Below are 17,853 nucleotides of genomic sequence, written 5' to 3'. Positions count from 1 at the left end.
GACTGGTCGCGGCCCCGCGGGCCGTCCAGGATCAGGCGGCGGCGAGTAGTTCGTCGATGCGGCGGATGTCCTTCACCTCGGAGGCGATCCCGCCTTCCATCCGCATCACCTTGTTGCAGTAGAGCCGCAGAAGTTGCGTGTCGTGGGACGCCAGCACGAGGATGCCGGCGCGCTCCACCAGGTTCAACAGCCGGCGGTGGGCCAGCTTCTTGAACTCCGCATCTCCCACCGAAATCCACTCGTCCATCAGCAGCACGTCGGCCTCGACCGCCGTGGCGACGGCGAAGGCCAGCCTGGCCTGCATGCCGGCGGAATAGGTCTTCATAGGCATGGCGAGGAAGGGACCCAGACCGCTGAAGGCGGCGATCTCGTCCATCTTGCCCTCGATCTCCTTGGCGCTCATGCCCGCAATGCGGCCACGCAGGCGGATATTGTCCACCCCGGTGGCCGAGGGGTCGATGCCCAGGGACAGGTCCAGCAGGGCGGCGATTCGGCCGCGCACCTCGATCTGACCCTCGTCCGGCTCATAGGCCCCGGAAAGCGCCCGCAGCAGGGTCGTCTTGCCCGAGCCGTTGTGGCCGACCAGGCCCAGGCGATCGCCGGGCCGTAGATTGAAGCTGATGTTGGAAAGGGCGGTGACCTCGGTCGCGCCGGTGTTCGACGAGCCCAGCCGACCGCCGACCGTGACCCGGGCGAGGTTCTTCTTCAGCGACTTGGCGTCCACCCCATAGACGGGGAAGCGCAGGCTGAGGTCGGTGACCGTGATCGAGACTTCGGGAGGCTTCATAAGTAGTGCACGATCCGGCGGCGGGTGACAGCGAAGACCGAGAAGGTGAGCGCCCATCCCAGGACCGCGGCAATAGCTAGCACGATATAGGAGAGCCCGTCGGCCTGCTCGCCCAGCAGCGGAGCCCGGATGGTGGTGAGCATGTGGTAGAACGGATTCAGCGTGAGGAAGGCGTGGCGGTCGGGGAAGGCGTCCGGTTTCCAGAACACCGGCGTCATGAATATGGCGAACTGCATCACCGACATGACGAATTGCGGAATGTCGCGGAATCGCGCCGAGGCGATGGCCGCCAGCATGCTGATCCACGAAAGGTTCAGCACCGTCAGCACCAAGCCCGCCAGGGCTGGCAGGATCACCATCTCCCGCCACAGGCCAAACACCACGATCACCGCGACGATGATCACCGCATGGTGGGCGAGGTTGATCAGGTTCCGCAGCACGGTCCGCCAGACGAAGGCGAACATGGGGAGCGCCGTCTGGCTCAGCATGTTCCGAGCCTGGACGAAGGTCTCGCAACCCTCGTTGATCGTGCCGGACATCAGGCCGAAAAAGACGATGCCCATGGCCACATAGGGCATGAACTCGGCCACCGAGATCCCGAACAGCCGCGCATAGAGCAGGCCGATGCCCAGAACCATCAGGCCCATGGATATGGTGATCCAGAACGGACCGAGGATGGAGCCGCGATAGCGTGACACCACGTCATGCCAGGCGAGCGACCACGCCAGGCCGCGGCGGTCCCAGGACATGGCGAGGTCCCGCAGAGCCATGCTGAATTCGAACAGCGTGCCACGCCGGCCGGTCCGCAGCATGTGTTGAGCGGATTCCATAGGGTCTCCCAAAGCGAGCGCCGCTGGTATCAGGTGCATTTTTGCGGCGCAAGCATGGCGCCGGGGCTGCAGCTTTGCACACAGGCGGCCCCGTGATAGCGCAAAGCGAAGGAGACCGTCGCCCGCATGTCGTCCATCGATCAGTTCCATCGGTCGCCGGCCCCGGCGCATCACGATCTGCGCCTGATGGAGCCGGCCCTTGAGGGCGCTGGCGTGTGGATCGTCATCCCCTGCTACAGGGTGCGCGACCATATCCTGCACGTCCTCGCCAAGGTCCCAGCCTGGGTCGAGGGGGTGGTCTGCGTCGATGACGCCTGTCCCGACCGATCGGGCGACCTGATCGAAGCGGCCTGCGAAGACCCTCGGGTTCATGTGCTGCGTCTGGCCGAGAATCAGGGCGTCGGCGGCGCCACCCTGGCCGGCTATGGCGAAGCCGCGCGCCTGGGGGGCATGATCCTGGTCAAGGTCGATGGCGACGACCAGATGGACCTGTCCTACCTGCCCCAGCTGGTGACGCCCATCCTGCTGGGGGAGGCCGACTACGCCAAGGGCAACCGGTTCTCGTCCGTGAGCCACCTGCAGGGCATGCCCGGCGTCCGTATCCTGGGCAATGCGGGCCTGAGCTTTTTGGCCAAGCTCTCCACCGGCTACTGGAACGTGTTCGACCCCACCAATGGCTTTACGGCCATCGAGGCCAGCGTGGCCCGGCTGGTGGCCGAGAAGCGCGTGGCCAAGCGCTTCTTCTTCGAGACCGACCTGCTCTATCACCTGGGCACGCTGCGCGCCGTGGTCCGCGACGTGCCGATGCCGGCCCGCTACGGCGACGAGGTGAGCAATCTGAAGATCACCGAGGTGCTCGGCCCCTTCGCCTGGCGCCACCTGCGCAACTTCGTGCGTCGGGCGCTGGGCCAGTATTTCGTGCGGGACTTCAACGTCGCCACCCTGGAGCTGATCTTCGGCGCCCTCTTCCTGGTGTTCGGCGGCCTCTACACCCTGAACTGGATGGCGGTGCGCGAACCCGGCCAGGCGGCCTCGGCCGGCGTTGTCATGACCGCCGCCCTGCCGGTGATCATCGGCGTCCAGCTGCTGCTCCAGGCGATGAACTTCGACGTGGTCAATGTGCCGGTGCGGCCGATCCACCCCTATCTGCGCACCCTGGCCCGCATGGAGGCCGCCGCCCATACCGAGGCGACGATGGCCGTCGGGGACGCGCGCGCATGATGGCCCTGCGCGACATGGCGCTCTGCGTGGTCTTCGCCGCGGCCCTGCCGGTGGGCCAGGTGATGTTCAAATGGGCGGCGCTCTACAACGCCAGGCTTGATGGGCCGCTGATCCTGCGCCTGATCAAGAACCTGCCGCTGATCGGCGCCTTCTCCTGGTACGGCCTGACGGCGCTGCTGTGGTTCTACATCCTCACCCGAGTGCCGCTGTCGCAGGCCTATGTCTTCTCGATCCTGGGCTCGGCCCTGGTGCCGCTGCTGGCCTGGGCGCTGTTCAAGGAGCCGGTCTCCTGGCGCTTCGCCCTGGGCTATCTGATCATGTTCGCAGGCTTTGCGGTGGTCATGCAGGCGCAGAGCCAGGCCTGAGCTCTCGGGCCATCAGGCCTTGTACCGCCTCGGCCACCTCGGCATAGGCCACCCCGAACCGACGCTCATAGAGCAGGTCGCCCGCGTGCGGTCGCTCGGCCAGGCGGGCGGGGTCCAGCCGCTGAACGCCGTAGCCGCCGCGCAGGGCGAAGCCCGCGAACATCGAGGGCCACAGGCCAAGCCAGCTGGTGGCCTGGGACGGATAGCGCCGCACCAGCATAGCCCAGTTCAGCCACTGGCGCAGGCTGAGCCGGATGCGGCGCACCGGGCCGTTTTCCGGGATCGGCGCGCAGGCCTGGAACGGCAGGGCGCTCAAGCCCCGGCGGTTATACAAGCCGAACTGCTCGATCGCCGCGCCGTACTCGGCGGCGAGGACGGCGGTGAGGGCGGCGCAGGCGTCGTGGTCGGCGTGGCCCCCCTCCCAGGCGGCGATGACGAACTTTTCCACACGGGGGCTCGCCGCCAGCCGTTTCCGGAGCTGGTCCAGGCAGGCGTCGAGGCGGCGGTGAACCTGGCCGTCATAGGCCTCGGCGCCCGACACGGCGTAGGTGGCGCCTTCTTCTGGGAGCCCCAGGCTGGCGAGAAAGGCGCGGGTCTCGCCCAGGCGCCGCTCGGCCACGGCCGCGCCCGGATTTTCGGCCACATAGAGGAACACTTGGTCCCGTCCTGCGGCCTTGGCCTCCAGGATCAGCGGCAGGGCGGCGTACTCGTCGTCGCAATGGGCCAGGATGTAGACGACCGTCATCTCAGTACGGATCAAAGTCCAGGAAGCTGATGGCCGTGGCCCGGGGATCGAGGCTGCGTGGCGCGGCCTCGCTCAAGGGGCGGTAGATCAGGTTCAGCGGCGAGGGCCGGAAGCGGTCGGGCAGGCGGAGGAGGCGCGGGCCATCCAGGCTGAAGCGCGGATCGAGACCGAGGAAAAGCGTGAAGCCCAGGGGGGCCGCCTCGGTCGCGCCCAGCGCCTGGCCGTCGACGAAGGCCGCGCAGCGCACGCCGCTCAAATGGGTGTCGGCATAGACGGCGGTGAGTTCGCCCCGTCGGGCTGTCCGGTATGTGGCGGCCGGGTTGGCCAGCCGCCAGGCCAGCATCGCGGCGTCCCAGTCGCCACAGAACTGCAGGGGGACGTCTGCGAACTTTCGGGGCGCGACGGCCAGCAGACCAGCCTCCAGCCGGCCCACATGCTGGAACCCCAGGCGTCCGAGAAAGCCTGGCGTGCTCTGGGCGTTGGCCACTCCGATCACGAAGTCATAGCCCCGCTCGGCGCCCTGCTCATAGGTGGCCCGCGCCAGCCGGGTGAACAGCCCACGACCCTGGAAGTCCGGATGGGTGGCGGTGTTCAGCGACAGCAAGCCCTTCAGGGGCCGCCCCTCGACCAAGGCGCGCATGGGGCAGGTGACATAGTGGGCCGCCAGGGTTGATCCCGACCACGCATCGGCCCCGACCACATGGCCGGCCGGATTGTCGCGATAGCGCCAGGCGATCGCCTCGGGCGTAAACTTCGGTCCCGCCCCGAACACATTCGAAAGCAGGGCCGAATAGGCCTCGAGCGCGGCGGGGGCCACGCCTGAGGGGCTGATATCCGGGGTTTCGGTGTCCATCGCGGCCAAATGACCATGATTGTGCGGCGCCGCCAAGGCGGCCTCCCGTGCGGGGGAGACGATCTAGGACGGAGACCTTGGCGGATCGTACCGGCCAAGGGCGGCCTGGATCGTCTGGCCCAGCAGGGCCAGCTTGGCCGACAGCCTGCCGATCTTGGTGGGGGTGGCCTCGCCCACGGGATAGGACCGTCGGACCGGGGTCTCGCAGACCCGGTAGCCCAGGGGGCCGGCGCGGGCGGTCAGGTAGAACAGCAGCTCGTAGTTGGAGAAGACGTCCCGGAACGGGGCCAGCCGCGGATCGATCAGATAGGCGCTGGAATAGCCGCGGTAGCCGTTGGTGGTGTCGGTGAACCAGCGCCGCCCCGCCAGGCTGAGCAGAGGCGCGTGGACCAGACGGTTGCCCAGGGTGCGGTCGAGCGGCGTGTTCTCGGCCTGTCCGCCGGGGCGATAGCGCGAGCCCTGGACATAGTCATAGCCTGCCTCCAGCAGGGCCACGAACTGGGCGACGGCTTCCACATTGTCCTTGCCGTTGCCGTCCATGGTGACGACGCCGAGATAGCCCTCGTCCAGGCACCAGGCATAGGCCATGCGCAGCTGGGCGCTGAGGCGACCCGGGCCCGTCTTGGTCAGCAGCGCCCGGACGCCCGCCTGCCGCAGGAACTCGGGCGCCAGGGAGCCGTCGGTGGAGCCGCCGTCGGCGATGATCACGTCCACCGGCAGGTTCGCCGCCTGGAGGGCTTCCAGCTGCCGCTGGATACGCGTGCCCTCGTTGATCACCGGAATGACCAGGGCGTAGGCGTGGCGGCGCGGGCCCAGGCTTAGCGTCTCATGGGCGGGGATCCGCCACCCGGCGCGGTCGGCGGGAGGGCTCGGGACGTCCGACGTCATCTCAGGTCCGATCCTGGCTGGGGACGAAGACGAAGCGCTTGCTCAGCCCATAGTTCACAACGAACGAGACGCCGGTGGCGGCGATCAGAACCCCGAGCGCGGCCAGGGCGCCCTCGCCCGCCAGAGGCTCCAGCAGCGCCACCATGACCACCCGGGTCAGGAGCGTGGCCGCCAGGGTCAGGCCATAGGCGGCGATGCGCCGTACGCCCCCCGACGGTCGCGCCGCGGCGAAGGTCCAACGCAGGTTGACCACATAGTTGAAGGCCGCGCCGGCGCAGAAGCCGCAGGCCGCCGCCAGGGGCAGGGGCAGGCCGGCCCCTGCCGCGAGCGCCGAGGCCACGGCCAGGTCCACGACCAGGCCGGCCGCGGCCACCAGGCCAAATCTGAGCACCTGGGGAATCAAGGGATCTGACGCGCAAAGAGGTGGCGGTCATCGGCGCCGGCCCATTCCGGCTCCGTCGTGCGGATCAGTTCGAACAGGTCGTAGATGTTGTCGATCTTGCCGCCCATGATGGAGATCACCCGGGAATCCCGGGGCTGTCGCTGGTAGAGGATCGGCCGCCCATCGTCGGCCTCGTTCTTGAGCAGCACCGTCTTCACCTCATAGAGCGATTTGACCCAGGCGGCCTCAGCCAGACTGGGCACATAGCGCTGGGCGTCGAGCAGCATGTGGCGGTGGCGGCTCACGGGCGCGGCGGCGGCCAACACCTGATAGGGCGAATCGGAAGTTTCGGCGTCCGTCCAGCTCTTCTGCGGCGTGTAGCGGACATGGGTGAGCGAATAGAGCCGCTCGGCCGGATAGGGCATGGTCGACATGAAGGGGCCGTCCATGATGGTGATCCCATAGCCCTCGAGCTGCGCCGGGGGTTCGATCAGCGCGATCTCCACCGCTTCATGCTTGAGGTGAGCCTCAGGCAGATGGCCAGCGCGCAGGACGTGGTTGATCTGCGCATAGGTCACGTTGAACACGTAGCGGGCCTCGACCTCCTGACCGTCGGCCAACCTGACGACGACGCTCTCCGCACGATCCTCCAGCTCGACCGCCTCGGTGTTGAGGGCCACCTCCAGCCCCAGGGCGTCGAGGCGGTTGGCCAGCCCCCTGTGCAGGACGCGGTAGTCGAAGGCGTATTCGACGCAGTTGAAGACTGCCTCCACCATGGCCGGGTCGAACAGGGCCGACTGGGACGCATTGGCCGGCTCGATCGGCGAGCCCATGGTCTTGAAGGTGCGAAAGAACCGGTTGGCGTTCACCCGCGAGCGGCGCCTGGCGATCCCATAGAGCATCTGGAAGTCGTCGATCACCGCCTCGGCGTAGTCGGCGGCGAACCTCTGGCGCAACACCATCGACTTCACGGCGGTCAGGGCGCTGCGGGGATAGTGAAAGCCGGTATGGATGCGCGCCTGATTGACCCGCGAGGCGCGGGTCATGAGGTCGTCGCCAGCCTCCAGCAGGAGAATGCTCGAGGAGATCGACCTGAGGAACAGGGCGAGGTTGCAGCCGTAGAAGCCGCCGCCGACGATGACATAGTCATACCTGCGCCGCCCGCTCATGCCCGCGGGCCGTCCTGTCTGTCTCGGACGCGGGGGGGCGGATGGGCGAGGCCGGTGCTGATCTCGACGTTCAGCTCGTCGATGACGCGGCCAAACAGGTCCACCGCGCTGCGCTCCTCCAGCACGTCGTCGCCGGCGTTGGTGGCCAACAGCTCGATGAGGTTCTGCAGGCCGATGGACAGGCCGAAGATGGCGGTCCCCAGGAAGGCGCTGGTCAGGCCCAGCACCACCGAGGTGGTCAGCCATCCCGACTGGACGTCGTCCATCACCAGCCAGACGATGATGGCGTAGGCGATATAGGCCAGGGCCGACAGCACCACCAACAACGAGCCCAGCCCCAGCAACGCCAGCACCCGCGGCGCCGAGGCCACCAGCAGCCTGTGCAGAAGATTGAACCGGCGCCGCGTTTCCCGCAGGGACCGGCCCTTGCCCCGGGCGGTGTCGCAGAGGCGCCAGATGACCGGCGTCAGGCCGTCTGCGGGGGGAAAACGGACCGCCAGCTCACGGTCCCGCCGCGCCAGCAGCCGGTTGAGCAGGGTCCGCGGGAAAGCGGCGCTCAACATGTCCTGGGCGTTCACCTGAAACCCTGCCGTGCGGCCCAGGACGCGCAATGGAAGGTTCAGGGCGCTCCAGCCGGGCTTGCGGGACACCACGATGGCCCCGTCCTGCTCGGCCGTCCTCAACAGGGCGATGGCGTCGATCTGGCCGATCTCCTCGGCTGCGGTCAGGAGGACGAGGTCGCCGATGGCTTCGGCGGCCACCGCCACCCGGCGGCGATAGAAGGGCATGCCAAGGCTGGTGCGCAGCAGGCGCAGGTTCTCGATCGCGCGGAGGAGGTCGTCCTCCATGTGCCGCCGCGATCCGTCGTCCAGGATCAGGATCTCCCAATAGCGGAAGCTCTCATTCAGCGCCTGGGCAAGCCGCTTCAGCGCGTCATATCCCGCCGCGTCGAACTCGGCGTCGGCGAAGCAGACGGAGACCAGGACATCCTCGCGACGGCTTGTGGTCATCGGACGTCCAAACCCTTCGACCTGGCCAGTTCGACCGCCGCCCCCAGACGACCCAGGGCCTGATCGAGATCCTCCAGCCCCCCGGCGGACGCCTTCATCTCAATCGAGAACCACCCGCCGTAGCCCGCCGCCGACATGGCGCGGAGGATCTGGCTGGCCGTCTGCGGGTCGGCCGGCGCGGGGGCGAGCTGCGGCTCGCTGATATGGACATGACTGATGCGGCTCACCCGGTCCGGGGTCAGGTCCTGAAGCACCGCCATCTCGTCGTTCATGATCAGCGCGCCGCCATCAAGGATGAGCCGCACGGCGGGATGATCCAGCCGGCGGACAAAGGCCTCGGTCTCATCGAACCGGTTGAGGAAGTTGGCGCCATAGGCGGCGGGATTGGGCTCGAGACCAAGCCGCGTGTTCGCCTTCGCCGCCGCCTCGCCCAGACGATGGAAGACATCAAGCGCGATGGTCTCGGCGGCGGCGCGGTCCAGGTCGGGCGGGATGTCTCGCTGCTTCGGCGAGCCGAAGACGAGATTGGGGATGTCGAAGCGTCCGGCCAGGTCGATGGCGCGGAGGGTCGCCGCGACCAGGCGGTCCCGGGACGCCTGGTCGCGAAAGAGCGCCGCCCGTTCGACGCCGAACAGCAACGACTGCATCGACACCAGCTGCAGGCCTTCCGACCTGACGGCGTCCAGGGCGCGGGCGGCCTCGTCTGGGCTGGGCGCGAAGGCGTCCTGCGACTGCGCAAACAGCAGTTTGGGCGCGATCTCCAACCCCCTGATCCCGTGGCGGGCCAGGAGGCGATAGGCCGCGTCCCGGTCGGCGGCCGGCCAGGCGATGTTCGAGACCGCGAGCTTCACGCGGCAGGTCTTTCAGACTCGTAGAAGCGCTCCAGGCCGGCCAGGACCTCCGAAGGCTCCGAGATATAGGGGCCGGCGCGGCGCCAGAGATCCGCGTGCAGGGTGCGCATATCCTCATGGTGAACTTGCGCGGGGCTGGGGGGCGGCGCGTGACCCGTGAGGGCCGTAAAGACGGCGGCGGCCTGTAGCGGCGCGGGCGCCAGGTGCAGGACATCGAGGCGGTCCTCCCGCCCCCGACCGATGTCCGCCCAGAACTGGCTGACGTCATAGTACTGGAAGGTGGAGGCGGGGTTGGTGAACCCTACGGCCGACATGCCTGCCTCAATGAGGGTCGCCTCGCAGGCGGGCCGCTGGCCAGAGGCGTTGAAGGCCGGCCGGTCGAGCACGAAGAGATCGAGGTTTGCGTCCCAGACATAGAAGCCCGCGAGGGCCTGGCCCAGGGCCGCAGGCAGGGCGGCCTGAAGCTCAGCCAGGCGCGTCGCATTCAGCATCGAAGGCGTCGGATTGAGGATGTCGAACAGGAAGTTCTTCTTCAATCCGGGGCCGAAGAGCGCCGGGGCGCGAACGATCAGACACCGGGGAAAGTGGTCGGCGCAGAAGACCTCGAGGTCCCGGCGATGTCGGCCATAGGCCTTGTCGGTTTCGAACCGGTCGGCGGTTTCGTCGGCCTGCAGACCGCCATCGGCCAGCACGGCGATGGTGGAGATCAGGACGAAGGTCTCGGCCCTCAGGGTCGCGAGATGATCGATCAGCATGTCGATGCGGGCGCGGTCCCGGTCGGGAAAGCGGTTGGCCTCGAACATGGAGCCGGGCGCGGCGGCGCAGACCACGGCGTCAAAGGCGCAGCCTCGCGCCTGGTCGATCGTCCGGCTGTCGAAGGCGGCGGCGAACGCATGCTGACGCGCCAGTGTTCCGCCCACGAACCCGGTGGCGCCGATCAATGCATCCATCCCAATCGGCTCCCTGCACGATGCGACATCGCCCGTCGCGCCCGATCTGGATCGACCCTGGCGTCACGGATGACGACACATAGCCCGCCCCTGGGCCGGCGGCCAGATTGGCGATCGCCCTTGCGGGCCGCCCTCTCGCGGGCGTCACGCGAATGGACCTTTCCGTCGGCCACGGCCAATCGTAGGAGATGTCGGAGGGGGAGCCGCCATGACGCTCGAACAAAGGCTCGGTTTCAGCGCCAGCCAGGCGCTGGGGATCGTTCTGCTCGCCGGCTATGTCCTGATGCTCGCGGGCAATCTGCCGGGGCATCTGTCCTACGACTCCCTGATTCAGCTGCATGAAGGCCGGATGCATGTCCGGGAATCCATCGGGCCGGCGCTCTATGCCTGGATCCTCGGCGCCTTCGACGAGGTTATCCCCGGGACGGGACTCTATGTGGCGGCCAGCGGATTCCTGGTGACCGGCAGTCTGCTGTCCTTCCGCCGTCTGCGCCGCCAGGTCTCCTGGCTGTCGGTGGGGTTGGCCCTGCTGATGGTGCTGACCCCGACCCTGCTGATCTATCAGGGCGTGGTCTGGAAGGACGTGCTGTTCGCCAACCTCGCCCTCGCCGGGTTTGCGTGCCTCGCCCAGGCGGCCCGGGTCTGGGATGGCCCCCGCCGGCCCTGGCTGGCCCTGATCGGCGCCCTGCTGCTGTTCGCGGCCGCCGCCCAGGTTCGTCAGAACGGCCTCATCGCGCCGGTGTTCGCCGCCCTGGCCCTGGCGTGGCTCGCCTGGGGGCGGAGCGGATGGCGCTCAGGCCTGGTCTGGGGGGGGCGGCGGCCTGATCCTGACCCTGGCGCTTTCGGCCGCCATGGGGCACCTGGCCCAGCCGCCGCAGGCGGGGCCCGACGTGGCCGGGACGCGGGGCCTGCGCATCGTCGCCCACTACGACATCGTCGGCGCCACGGCGGTCAAGCCGACCCTGCCGCTGGAGGCCATACGCCAGCATGACCCCGCGACCGAGCGCTTGCTCCGCCATCGCGGCGTGGCGCTCTATACGCCCGAACGCATGGATTACTTCGGCCAGGACGCCGAGTTCGGCCGCTCGCTCTGGGGCCTGCCTGACGAGGTGGTGTTCGCCCAGTGGCGCGATATCGTGACGCAACAGCCGGACGCCTATCTGCGCCATCGCTGGGAGGTCTTCCGCTGGGTGTTCACCACCCCCAAGATCGATTCCTGCCTGCCCATGCATGTGGGGGTGGGCGGGCCTGAGGATCTGGCCGCATCGCTCGGCATCGCCATCGCCGCCGATCCCGCAGACCAGGCCCTGTACAACTACGCCACCTGGTTCTTCGATACGCCTTTGTATTCCCACGTGTTCTACGCCCTGATCGCCCTGGTCTGCGCTGGCGTGCTGCTGTGGCGGCGAGAGGCGGCGGATCTGGTGATCGTCGCCATGCTGCTGTCGGCCCTGGCCTTTGCGGCCAGCTTTGCAGTGATCTCCATCGCCTGCGATTACAGATATCTCTACTTCCTGGACCTCGCAGCGCTCGCAGGCCTCCTATATCTGGCCCTCGACCCACCCTATGGCCGGTTGCGGCGGCGGCTTCGCTGAGCGACCCAGTCCGGGAGCGCCCTTTGAGAGCCTTCGTTCTTCCTGCCGTCATCCTCGCCACCGCCGTCGTGGCCGCCTGCGACGAGCCCCGCTCGCGCGAGCCGAAACTCAATCCGCGGCCGGTGGCGCCCGACAATCTCAGCCTGCCGCCCACGGACTTCTCGCCGGAGAATACGGTGGAACGGCCCAGCCCCTTCGCCTGGGACCCGGCCGCCAAGGCTTTCCTGTGGAACGGCCAACCCCTGCGCGCGGCCCGCACCTGGACCTTCGATGGCTCGACGGACGGATTCGTCATGGGCGGCGGCGAGGTGGCGCCCGCCGAGGAGGGCGGCCTGAGGATCGCCGCCCGTGTCGTCGACTCGGCGGTTCGCACCCCAAGCGGTCTCGCGCTTCAGGGGCGGCGATATACCCATGTGCTGGTGCGGGCCACGCGGCTGGCCGGTGGGACGGGTTGGGACGGGGCCCTGTACTACGCCACCGAGGCCCACCCCGAGTCCGTGCAGTTCACCAACAGGCCGTTCGAGGGCGAGGAACCCGAGGTCAATGAGACGGTGATCCTGGCCTATGACATGTCAAAGCCCCTGGCCGGGGGCGAGGACTGGACCGCCTCGGTGATCGACCGCGTTCGCATCGACCTCGACGAGGCCGCCGGCGGGGAGTTCCTGATCCATCAGGTGGCGATCACCGAGCCGCCCGCCCCGGAAAACGCGATCGGCCTGCGGCCTGCGACCTAGCTTGCCTTAGGGGGCCGCAGGGCCTCGACCGCATCCAGGCCGACCGTCTTGGGATTGAGGTGAATGCGGATGTTCCGCCGGGCCCGCGCCGCGCGAGCCCGCGCCTCGGCGGGACGGTCCATGACCTGTTCGATCAGCCGGCTGGCCTGGGCGACATCGGGCTCGGCCCAGTGTTGCCCCTCGCCATAGAGATAGGCCCCGGGCTTCACCGGCACGATCTGGTAGTCCACCAGCAGGGCCGTCTCGGCGTCCATGAAGTCCATATTGCCCGACCAGCCGGTCGCCACCACAGGGGCGCCCAGCGCCATGGCCTCGGCCAGGCCGCGCCCGAACCCTTCCGAACGATGCAGCGACACGAAGACGTCGATGTTGCGGAACAGGTTCTTGACCTCGTTGTCCGACATCTCGCGGGTGATGGTCTGCGCCCGGCCGTGGAGCTGCGCGACCCGCGCCTCCAAGGCCTTACGGTCGGGATCGTCCGGCGCGCCGCCCTTGTACTTGATCACGGCGTAAAGGGGGGCTTCGGGCCGTCTGGCCACCAGCTGCTCAAAGGCTTCCAGCACGGCGAAGGGGTTCTTCCGCGCCGCATAGGACGAGAAATCGAAGGCGAACATCACCACGAAGGCGTGCTCGGGGATGTCGAACCAGCGTCGTCCCAGGAAGGTCGAGAGCTTCATGTCGACAGCCAAGGGAATGCGCGCCACTGACCGGCCCGTGGCCCGGGCGATGGCGTCCTGGACAAAGGCGGTCGGCGCCCAGATCCCGTCGAAGGCCGCCAGCTTCTCCACCCAAGGCTGGGGGTAGTCGGGCAACTCCCAGGCGGGGAAGATGATGTTGTGGGCTTCGCTGAAGGCTGAGGCGTCCAGCCGGGCCAGGACCTCGTCCACCTCATTGGCGTTCACGCAGAACAGGTTCAAGGCCCGCGACAGCTGGCGGGTCACGTCAGGGCCATAGGCTCGCTCGAGATCCGGATCCCGGCCACGATCCATGCCATAGACGTCCAGCAGGCCGGGGCGCAGGCCCGCCGCGCGCAGGGCGCGGACGGTGGACCTCAGATGCTCGCCCATGCCGATCGGGGCGAAGGGGTGGCCGACCACCACCAGGTCGGTCAGATCGGCGTCGCGGCTTGGCGCGCTCATGAGCGGGGCTCCAGCAGGTCGGCCTCGGCCGCGTTCCTCAGGGCTTCCAGCCAGCCGTGACCAAAGCGGACGTCGGGCTCCAGGTGGGCGCCTTCGGCCCACTCGTTCCAGGCGTTGATGAAGACGATCCGCTCGTCGCCGAAGTTCTGGCGTCTAGCTTCGGCCAGCATGGCCTCAGTCCAGGCCTGGAAGGCGCCGGGGCTGGCATGGTGGAAGACATAGGCGTTGTCCTGCCGCCGGGCGGTGTTGTCCCAGGAGGGCGCGACGCCGCGGAAGCGGGTGTGGCCGGGCGTCGGCGCCTTCAGGAAATGCCGCACCAGTTCGCGGTAGTCGCTGACCACGCCCTCGAAGGCGCGGTTCTGCAGGGGACCGGGCAGGCTGATCGGCTGGGCCGCGCCCATGGGGGGGAACTCGATGGCCGCGTCGAAGCCCAGGACGGCGGGATCGGGATAGGTCCCGGCCACATCGAAGGTCTCGACAAAGGCCAGATAGATCTCCCCGAGCCCGAGGGCCCGAGCCGTTTCGCGCCAGGTCCTGGCCCAGGCCGCGGCGTCCGGCAGCAGGCCGGGGCGATAGATCACCAGCAGGGGGCGGCCATTGACGCGGATATAGTTGGGCCGCCGCATCAGCGGCGCCATGTCGGTGATCAGGGCGACGGCGTCCTCGTCGCTGTAGGTCTGGGCCAGCAGGACGTCCTGCTCCTGACCATCCCAAGTCCGCGTCCAGTTTTCGTTGGCCCAGCAGACGCAGAACGGGAAGTCCGGCCCATCGTCAGCCATCAGATGGTTGAGCGGCGTCTCCAGAACCCGACGCCCGCCCGAAAACCAGTAGTAGTAGAAGCAGAAGCCGCCCAGGCCATAGCGGGCCGCCAGCGCCGTCTGCCGCTTCAGGGCGGCGGGATCGGACAGGTCGTAGAAGCCGAGGTCGGCGGGCAGGTGCGGCTGGTAGTGCCCGCGATAGCTCGGCAGGGCGCGGGTGACATTGGTCCACTCGGTGAAGCCTGCGCCCCACCAGCGATCGTTCTCCGGGATGGCGTGGAACTGGGGCAGGTGGAAGGCGATGGTGCGCACCTGATTGAGGGCGTCCAGCCGGTGGGCCCAGCGCTTGACGAAGCGCTGCTGGTTGCGAGTCGCCAGGCGCAGCTTGTAGCCCGCATCAATGGAATTGGCCGTGACGCTGAGGTGGTGAATGATCTCCGAGCGCGGCTCATAAAGGATCTTCGCGCCCCGCTCCCGCAGGCGGAAACAGAGATCGGCGTCCTCGCAATAGGCCGGCGCGAAGGCCAGGTCGAAACCTTCGAGCGCTTCGAAGTCGGCCCGGCGCACGGCCAGACAGGCGCCCGAGGCGTAGTCCACCTCTCGAGCCACATTCCAGCGCGGCAGGTCCGGGTCCTGGAAGAGGCCGATCATCTCGCTGGAGCCATCGGCGTTGATCCGGGCGCCGGCCTCCTGCAGCCGACCATCGGGGAACAGCATCTTGGGCGCGACCGCGCCGACCTGTGGATCGGCCAGCGCCTCCGCCAGGGGCGCAAGCCAGCCCTTCCGCACCTGCACGTCGTTGTTCAGGAAGATCAGCACCTCGCCCCGGGCCTCGGCCGCCGCCCGGTTGCAGGTGCGGATGAAGCCCAGATTCTCAGGGTTGCTGATGACCTTCAGGCCGTTGACGAGGGCGAGCACCGCAGCCGTCTCGTCGGTGGAGGCGTCGTCGATGACCAGGGTCTCTGCGCCCTCCAGCCCTCCGGCGTCGGCCAGGGCCTGGAGGCACTCCAGGGTGAAGCGCAGATTGTTGAAGGCCGGAATGATGATCGAGACGCGGGGCGTGGCCGCAGCCGGCAGGCTGATCCGCCGCGCCGCCGCGGCGAGGTCGCCGGTGATCGAGACCATGCTGGGCGGGGTGGGAACAAAGGTCTCGATCCGCTCGGCCTGAATCCTGGCCCAGGCCCGGGCGAGGTCGTCATAGCCCTGGGGGTCGTAGGCGGCCGGGTCGCGGTGGCGGCTCGCTGCGCGCATCTGGTCGAACATGGCCGCGGCGCCTTGCACCCCGGACCCCGCCAGAGGTTCAGGCTTGGCCCCGGCATGGCGCTTCCAGTGTTCCAGGCTGCTGAAGGGCGTGGCGGCCGCCTCGGGATTGGCCAGAAGATAGGCCGCCTCATCGAAGTCGGCGGCTGGCCAGAGGCCTTCGAAGGCGCCTCGCGCCACATAGTCGCTCAACGGGTCCGGCCCGCCGCCCTCTGCTGCGCCGTCCTGTTGCAGGTAGAAGGCGGAATCGAAGTGCGGGCTGGGGTCGCGATGCTCGCGGACCCCGAAGCGGACAAAATGGGCCAGGGGATTGAAGCCCGGCGTCCGCAGGTCGCGGTAGCGCTCGGCGTACCAGGCGCTGTCGAACAGGGGATGAGGATCGCGTCCCAGTTCGGCGCCGCCGGTGACATAGTCCAGCAGGGGGGCGACGCCGGCGACGGCGACCTCGGGGTAGCGCTCCAGATACCAGTCGTTGGCGAACAGGGGGTGCGGATCCAGGCCTTGCCGCCAGCCCTCCCGCAGGTAGTGGATCAGGGGATCTTCGCCCGACGTCGCCACGGCCTCGCACTGGCCCACATAGTGGCGCAGATCGAACAGCGGGTGCGGGTCCAGCCCCTGTGCGGCGCCGACCAGCAGGTAGTGCTGAAGCACGCTCAGTCCGCTCGCCTCAACGGCTACGCCGTGCCGCAGGCGGTAGTCATTGACGCTGACCAGAGGATGGGGATCGAGGCCGGCGCTGTCGCCCAGGACAAGATAGTGGGCCAGGGGCGCCCAGCGTGACCCGGCCAGTTCCGGGGCGCGGCTCAGATAGTCCGACTGATCGAACAGGGCGCGGGGCTGGATGGCGGGGTCGGGACCGGCCCGCACATAGGCGTCGAGGCCAGGGGTCATGGCGGGTTCGATCCCCAGCCCATAGACCTGCTCCTCCCGCCAAAGGCCGGAGGCCATGATCAGCAGAGCGCGCCCGGGCCACTTGCCCCGGGCCAAGGGAAGCGCAAGGCGCTGCGCCAGGCGGGCCAGGACAAGGCTGGAGCCCTGGCGGACCCGGACCTCGCGGTATCGCCGCCAGCGCTGGGCGGCGGCGGCGACCGTCTGAAGGCGCACGCGCTGGCGCTTGCCGAGGAGTTCGGCGGCCTGATCGGTCGGCGAAGAGAAATTGGATTCTGACACGGGGATCCGTCGGTGGGCGAGGGTTCAGCTCTCGCTGAGAGGGTCGTCTAGAAGCTCGTCCAAGGTTTGTTCAAGCCGGCGAAGCTCGTCGGCCTGCGCCAGGTTGATCGCCTGCTGGCTCGCAAGCTGCGATTCCAGGGATCTGATCTTGGCCTGTTCGAAGGCGGCGATCTGGCGGATTTCCAGCAGGTCGCTGCGTGTCGCATCGAGATCGGAGGTCACCGGCGAGACAAACACGCCCATGACCCGTCGCATCTCCTCGAGCGCCTCTGCGGCGGCGGCGAGTTCGGCCGAGGGCCTTGGGCGATCCTGCGCCGCAGCCTCGAACCAGTCATAGACCTGGGCGGCGAGCGCCCCCACGTGCGGGACCTTGTCCAGCTCGCCATGGGCGGCGTTGTGGCGCAGCTCCTGGGTCAGAAAGCCGTCGATCGCCTTGCCCGCCTGTGGCGTCAGGGCGGGCAGGGGCGCGCCGTGGGCGGTCTCGATCCGCGCCGCCTGAGCGCGCCAGTCCTTCAGCAGTCCGTCATAGGGCACGAAGGCGCGGGGCATGTCGCGGCTGTGGGCTTCGGCGGCGAGCATATAGGCGACCCAGACCAGCAGCGACTTCTCCACCGGAAAGCCGTTGCGCTTGGTCAGGGACCCCGCCACTTCCAGAGGATGGCGCACGGGAATGACCGCCCGGGCCGATATTCCAAGATCGTCCAGGACCGTTCGCCACAGAGGACAGAGGACGCTCACCCGGGGATCTTTCATCAGGGGGTGGCGGGCGCCTGCGAATTCTTCGTCGAACAGGTCGGTGGCCCGCGTGATCCAGCGCTTCTCCTCGCGGACCTCCAGCGGACGATAGGGGAAGGCGAAGGGGTCGTCCCAGGCGGAGCCGGCGGCGCGCAATCTCTGGTCATTGAAGATCGCGATCCGCCAGGGCTCGAAGTAGCCCTTCGCGTTGTACTCGTCCCCCGGCATCACGTTTTCCGGGAGCGAGGCGCCGGCCAGGGCCAGGACCTGGGTGATCGCAGACGTGCCCGACCGATGCATGCCGAGCACGAGATAAGCCGCCCGGCTCGAAGGGGGGCTGGCCGCTCGTTGGTCCATCGGATGGCTCTTGGCGAGTGTCACACAAGGTGCTGTATGGCCGCGCGGTCCGCG

The 17,853-nt window shown here is 68.3% G+C and carries 18 protein-coding genes; 5 read left to right on the top strand and 13 right to left on the bottom strand.

Features of this window, described 5'->3' with window-relative positions; translation table 11 throughout:
- Positions 1 to 31 precede the first annotated feature (31 nt).
- Positions 32 to 787: an ABC transporter ATP-binding protein gene (locus tag Q8L83_RS11135; protein ID WP_305286912.1), complete on the bottom strand. Its 756-nt coding sequence runs from the start codon at positions 785 to 787 to the stop codon at positions 32 to 34.
- Positions 784 to 1,617 (bottom strand): ABC transporter permease, encoded by an 834-nt coding sequence (locus Q8L83_RS11130; RefSeq protein ID WP_305286911.1) that lies wholly within the window; start codon positions 1,615 to 1,617, stop codon positions 784 to 786. Before Q8L83_RS11130 ends, Q8L83_RS11135 begins: the two co-directional genes overlap by 4 nt.
- Before the next feature lie 126 nt (positions 1,618 to 1,743).
- Here Q8L83_RS11130 and Q8L83_RS11125 point away from each other — a divergent pair, with 126 nt between their 5' ends.
- The gene (locus tag Q8L83_RS11125) at positions 1,744 to 2,838 is read left to right on the top strand and encodes a glycosyltransferase family 2 protein (protein ID WP_305286909.1); all 1,095 of its coding nucleotides are present in this window, start codon (positions 1,744 to 1,746) and stop codon (positions 2,836 to 2,838) included.
- Positions 2,835 to 3,203 (top strand): hypothetical protein, encoded by a 369-nt coding sequence (locus Q8L83_RS11120; protein WP_300578028.1) that lies wholly within the window; start codon positions 2,835 to 2,837, stop codon positions 3,201 to 3,203. The genes Q8L83_RS11125 and Q8L83_RS11120 overlap by 4 nt, the downstream gene beginning before the upstream one ends.
- Here Q8L83_RS11120 and Q8L83_RS11115 read toward each other — a convergent pair.
- From Q8L83_RS11115 to Q8L83_RS11080, 8 genes are all read right to left on the bottom strand, one after another.
- Positions 3,178 to 3,948 carry a PIG-L family deacetylase gene (locus tag Q8L83_RS11115; protein WP_305286902.1) on the bottom strand — a complete coding sequence of 257 codons (771 nt, stop codon included), beginning with the start codon at positions 3,946 to 3,948 and terminating at the stop codon, positions 3,178 to 3,180. The genes Q8L83_RS11120 and Q8L83_RS11115 overlap by 26 nt on opposite strands.
- Before the next feature lies 1 nt (position 3,949).
- Positions 3,950 to 4,801 carry a GNAT family N-acetyltransferase gene (locus tag Q8L83_RS11110; RefSeq protein WP_305286900.1) on the bottom strand — a complete coding sequence of 284 codons (852 nt, stop codon included), beginning with the start codon at positions 4,799 to 4,801 and terminating at the stop codon, positions 3,950 to 3,952.
- 63 nt (positions 4,802 to 4,864) lie between these two features.
- On the bottom strand, positions 4,865 to 5,689 hold the full coding sequence (locus tag Q8L83_RS11105; protein ID WP_305286898.1) for a glycosyltransferase family 2 protein: 825 nt from the start codon (positions 5,687 to 5,689) through the stop codon (positions 4,865 to 4,867).
- A 1-nt stretch (position 5,690) separates the two neighbouring features.
- Positions 5,691 to 6,080, bottom strand: coding sequence for a GtrA family protein (locus tag Q8L83_RS11100; protein ID WP_305286896.1), 390 nt, complete (start codon positions 6,078 to 6,080; stop codon positions 5,691 to 5,693).
- Positions 6,081 to 6,088: 8 nt separating this feature from the next.
- Positions 6,089 to 7,240, bottom strand: coding sequence for an FAD-dependent oxidoreductase (locus Q8L83_RS11095; RefSeq protein WP_305286894.1), 1,152 nt, complete (start codon positions 7,238 to 7,240; stop codon positions 6,089 to 6,091).
- Positions 7,237 to 8,250, bottom strand: a complete 1,014-nt coding sequence (locus tag Q8L83_RS11090; RefSeq protein WP_305286892.1) for a hypothetical protein — start codon at positions 8,248 to 8,250, stop codon at positions 7,237 to 7,239. Before Q8L83_RS11090 ends, Q8L83_RS11095 begins: the two co-directional genes overlap by 4 nt.
- The gene (locus Q8L83_RS11085; protein ID WP_305286889.1) at positions 8,247 to 9,101 is read right to left on the bottom strand and encodes a sugar phosphate isomerase/epimerase; all 855 of its coding nucleotides are present in this window, start codon (positions 9,099 to 9,101) and stop codon (positions 8,247 to 8,249) included. The genes Q8L83_RS11090 and Q8L83_RS11085 overlap by 4 nt, the downstream gene beginning before the upstream one ends.
- A complete protein-coding gene (locus Q8L83_RS11080) occupies positions 9,098 to 10,051 on the bottom strand; it encodes a hypothetical protein (protein ID WP_305286887.1) in 954 nt (317 codons plus the stop codon). Before Q8L83_RS11080 ends, Q8L83_RS11085 begins: the two co-directional genes overlap by 4 nt.
- A gap of 208 nt (positions 10,052 to 10,259) precedes the next feature.
- Between Q8L83_RS11080 and Q8L83_RS11075 the strand changes: the two genes are divergently transcribed.
- From Q8L83_RS11075 to Q8L83_RS11065, 3 genes are read left to right on the top strand one after another with little or no spacing between them, the layout of a single operon-like run.
- Positions 10,260 to 11,042, top strand: coding sequence for a hypothetical protein (locus Q8L83_RS11075; RefSeq protein WP_305286886.1), 783 nt, complete (start codon positions 10,260 to 10,262; stop codon positions 11,040 to 11,042).
- Entirely contained in the window at positions 10,942 to 11,646 is a 705-nt protein-coding gene (locus Q8L83_RS11070) for a hypothetical protein (RefSeq protein ID WP_305286884.1), read from the top strand. Before Q8L83_RS11075 ends, Q8L83_RS11070 begins: the two co-directional genes overlap by 101 nt.
- 23 nt (positions 11,647 to 11,669) lie before the next feature.
- Positions 11,670 to 12,380: a hypothetical protein gene (locus Q8L83_RS11065; RefSeq protein WP_305286882.1), complete on the top strand. Its 711-nt coding sequence runs from the start codon at positions 11,670 to 11,672 to the stop codon at positions 12,378 to 12,380.
- Here Q8L83_RS11065 and Q8L83_RS11060 read toward each other — a convergent pair.
- Genes Q8L83_RS11060 through Q8L83_RS11050 form a run of 3 tightly spaced genes read right to left on the bottom strand, consistent with a single transcriptional unit; the run spans position 12,377 to position 17,799 of the window.
- A complete protein-coding gene (locus Q8L83_RS11060) occupies positions 12,377 to 13,519 on the bottom strand; it encodes a glycosyltransferase family 4 protein (protein WP_305286880.1) in 1,143 nt (380 codons plus the stop codon). The genes Q8L83_RS11065 and Q8L83_RS11060 overlap by 4 nt on opposite strands.
- Positions 13,516 to 16,707, bottom strand: a complete 3,192-nt coding sequence (locus tag Q8L83_RS11055) for a glycoside hydrolase family 99-like domain-containing protein (RefSeq protein WP_305286878.1) — start codon at positions 16,705 to 16,707, stop codon at positions 13,516 to 13,518. The genes Q8L83_RS11060 and Q8L83_RS11055 overlap by 4 nt, the downstream gene beginning before the upstream one ends.
- 24 nt (positions 16,708 to 16,731) lie before the next feature.
- Positions 16,732 to 17,799, bottom strand: a complete 1,068-nt coding sequence (locus tag Q8L83_RS11050) for a sulfotransferase family protein (RefSeq protein ID WP_305286876.1) — start codon at positions 17,797 to 17,799, stop codon at positions 16,732 to 16,734.
- Positions 17,800 to 17,853: the final 54 nt, after the last annotated feature.

The organism is Phenylobacterium sp., assembly GCF_030680185.1.
Classification (GTDB): domain Bacteria; phylum Pseudomonadota; class Alphaproteobacteria; order Caulobacterales; family Caulobacteraceae; genus Phenylobacterium.
The sequence above is the reverse complement of the archived record's forward strand: the minus strand, read 5'-3'. Positions and strand labels throughout refer to the sequence as shown.

Excerpts from the sequence above, each read along its gene's own strand:
- Q8L83_RS11050 (WP_305286876.1), bottom strand. The coding sequence starts at position 17,799 with ATGGACCAACGAGCGGCCAGCCCCCCTTCGAGCCGGGCGGCTTATCTC.
- Q8L83_RS11125 (WP_305286909.1), top strand. The coding sequence starts at position 1,744 with ATGTCGTCCATCGATCAGTTCCATCGGTCGCCGGCCCCGGCGCATCAC.
- Q8L83_RS11135 (WP_305286912.1), bottom strand. The coding sequence starts at position 787 with ATGAAGCCTCCCGAAGTCTCGATCACGGTCACCGACCTCAGCCTGCGC.
- Q8L83_RS11090 (WP_305286892.1), bottom strand. The coding sequence starts at position 8,250 with ATGACCACAAGCCGTCGCGAGGATGTCCTGGTCTCCGTCTGCTTCGCC.
- Q8L83_RS11080 (WP_305286887.1), bottom strand. The coding sequence starts at position 10,051 with ATGGATGCATTGATCGGCGCCACCGGGTTCGTGGGCGGAACACTGGCG.
- Q8L83_RS11060 (WP_305286880.1), bottom strand. The coding sequence starts at position 13,519 with ATGAGCGCGCCAAGCCGCGACGCCGATCTGACCGACCTGGTGGTGGTC.
- Q8L83_RS11105 (WP_305286898.1), bottom strand. The coding sequence starts at position 5,689 with ATGACGTCGGACGTCCCGAGCCCTCCCGCCGACCGCGCCGGGTGGCGG.
- Q8L83_RS11075 (WP_305286886.1), top strand. The coding sequence starts at position 10,260 with ATGACGCTCGAACAAAGGCTCGGTTTCAGCGCCAGCCAGGCGCTGGGG.
- Q8L83_RS11120 (WP_300578028.1), top strand. The coding sequence starts at position 2,835 with ATGATGGCCCTGCGCGACATGGCGCTCTGCGTGGTCTTCGCCGCGGCC.
- Q8L83_RS11115 (WP_305286902.1), bottom strand. The coding sequence starts at position 3,948 with ATGACGGTCGTCTACATCCTGGCCCATTGCGACGACGAGTACGCCGCC.
- Q8L83_RS11130 (WP_305286911.1), bottom strand. The coding sequence starts at position 1,617 with ATGGAATCCGCTCAACACATGCTGCGGACCGGCCGGCGTGGCACGCTG.
- Q8L83_RS11110 (WP_305286900.1), bottom strand. The coding sequence starts at position 4,801 with ATGGACACCGAAACCCCGGATATCAGCCCCTCAGGCGTGGCCCCCGCC.
- Q8L83_RS11095 (WP_305286894.1), bottom strand. The coding sequence starts at position 7,240 with ATGAGCGGGCGGCGCAGGTATGACTATGTCATCGTCGGCGGCGGCTTC.